Origin of the sequence: Vibrio ouci, assembly GCF_004551525.1 — a bacterium.
Taxonomy (GTDB): Bacteria; Pseudomonadota; Gammaproteobacteria; order Enterobacterales; family Vibrionaceae; genus Vibrio; species Vibrio ouci.
The window spans coordinates 1-2,117 of sequence record NZ_SATR01000137.1; the positions used below are offsets into that span (position 1 = coordinate 1).

A 2,117-nucleotide genomic window follows, 5' to 3' on the forward strand; every position below is an offset into this window, starting at 1 on the left:
CTACAAACCTAAGAACGACTGGACTATTTCTAGTTTTTCATTTGACTTCGAAATAGATGATCAACTCAAAGACTTTGCTAGGGCTAAAATTGTCGGCTTCATTCCAGACAGCTAACAATAAATTTAAGCAGATTCGCAACGCTTGGCATTTTTGGTTTGAATCGGCTTAAGTGTTTACGGCACAATGGTTTAGGTTAGGTGGTAGCGTTGCTCACTACTTAATTTGGCGTTAGGTCTCGATAGTTAAAAATAATACAGTGGTAGTCGTTAAATGAGTAAGATATTGATTGCAGATACAGCGATCGAAGGCTTTGACATTATTTTAGATAAACTCACTAATAACCAGTGGGTCAAAGATATTCCTGTATTTGGATGGGGAGTAAGATCACTAAGTATATACCGTTCAATACAAGACTATTATTTTGCACAAAAACTTGAGTTGTTTTTGACGTCAATTGATTCATTGTCGGGTGCTGATTTAGCAAAAGTTAGAGACTTTAGTAAAACAGAAGATGCGGCAAAAGTTTCCGATAAACTGCTTCAAGTTATATCGAGTATAACGGATTTTGAAAAGTCTGAATTGTTAGCTGCTTTGTTCATTGCATACTCGACTGGTAGGTTAGATTCACGTGAGTTTATGCGATCTGTGGATATCATAAATTATACATTCATCGACGATTTATCTAACTATTTGGCTTTGTTGCAAGTATCAAGTTGCTCGTACCTAGAACTTGAAGACATGGGCATTTCTACACTTATTAATACGAGCCTGTTGAGTGCAGACTCTGTTGATGTCGTACAGCTATCTCTTTCAGGAAGAGAGGACGAAGTACATATTGTTAAGTATTCGCAGACACAATTCGGATACAAGTTTAGGCAAGCATGCAGTTTCGGTCGTCGTATTAGAGCAACGACCTAACAATAAATTTAAGCAGATTCGTAACGCTCGGCATTTTTGCTTTGAATCAGCTTCGGTGTTTACGGCACAATGGTTTAGGTAGGGGTAGCGTTACTCACTACTTAATTTGGCGTTAGCAGTTTAAATTGAATCAGGTAGTTGATGAAGACAAAGTTAATGTTAGTACTGCTTTCGGCAGGTATTTGTTGGCAAGTTCATGCGGATGAAATTCGTTTACCTAAATGCCAGATTGAAGATGCAGTAGAAACCCCAATCACTTTTTTTATCTCAGAGTCCGTGATAAAGCACTTCGACACATTTGTTATTGAAGGGCATATTCAGCGATGGTTGAATTTTTCAAATAAAGCGTTAAAGAATTCATGTGTTCCTATGCTCAGAACGTTGGACAAAATTGTCTATGCTCCAGAAATTCTTGGTGAGGAAAGTGAAGAGTTTGAGGTTGTACATAGTTTCTTAGAGTACTACTACCCTGGAGAAATCGAACGTCTGAATAGTGATAAAGCCAAATTTTATGGACTGGTTTTCAAAAAAGATATTTCCCAGTTCACTAGTGACTGGTGTGGAGAGACTATGTCTTCAGTCTATCCTCAATTTTTCACTATTGGGTTAACGTGCGTTGACAGCGTTTTAGAGCATGAACTTGGTCATTTAGCGTGGGCTAACCACGATATGGAGACACTATCAGATCAAACTGATGGAATGCCATTTGATCTATCAAATCAAGTCCCTCTAAGTGTCCAAAGTAAATACAAGAAACATTCGTATGGTTATATTTGCGGGGGTAAAGGAACTATCATGGCTTATGCAGATGAGACTCATCCGTTCTATTCATCTCCAGATATAAGTTACGGGGATATCGTTTGTGGAAATGCTCATTACGCTGACAATGCACGAGTTTTGCGCGAGCACGCTTTGAGTCTTAGAGGTAAATAAACAGCTAACAATAAATTTAAGCAGATTCGCAACGCTTGGCGCTTTCACTTCGGGCTGAATTTAGTGTTTACGGCGCAGTTTTTGGGTTCAGTGCTTGCGCTGCTCACACGTTAATTGGGCGTTAGTTTGCTACAAAGAATCGGGAAGTATTGAGGAAGATATGAAAGTAGATATTAGACCAGCCAAGGAAGACGAACTGGAACCTCTCCATTCTTTGGTTATTTCAAATGATGAATGGATGAAGTTCAATGGTCCTTACTTTCCA

General features: G+C 38.8%; 2 protein-coding genes and 1 pseudogene. All 3 read left to right on the forward strand.

All coding sequences use genetic code 11. The features are described from left to right. Nucleotides 1–271: 271 nt before the first annotated feature. Nucleotides 272–919: a hypothetical protein gene (locus tag ELS82_RS24395; protein ID WP_134837703.1), complete on the forward strand. Its 648-nt coding sequence runs from the start codon at nucleotides 272–274 to the stop codon at nucleotides 917–919. 141 nt (nucleotides 920–1,060) lie between these two features. After that, the gene (locus ELS82_RS24400; protein ID WP_134837704.1) at nucleotides 1,061–1,852 is read left to right on the forward strand and encodes a hypothetical protein; all 792 of its coding nucleotides are present in this window, start codon (nucleotides 1,061–1,063) and stop codon (nucleotides 1,850–1,852) included. Between the two features lie 160 nt (nucleotides 1,853–2,012). Further along, nucleotides 2,013–2,117, forward strand: a pseudogene (locus tag ELS82_RS27175) (GNAT family N-acetyltransferase); the annotation flags it as partial.

Excerpts from the sequence above, each read along its gene's own strand:
- ELS82_RS24395 (WP_134837703.1), top strand. The coding sequence starts at position 272 with ATGAGTAAGATATTGATTGCAGATACAGCGATCGAAGGCTTTGACATT.
- ELS82_RS24400 (WP_134837704.1), top strand. The coding sequence starts at position 1,061 with ATGAAGACAAAGTTAATGTTAGTACTGCTTTCGGCAGGTATTTGTTGG.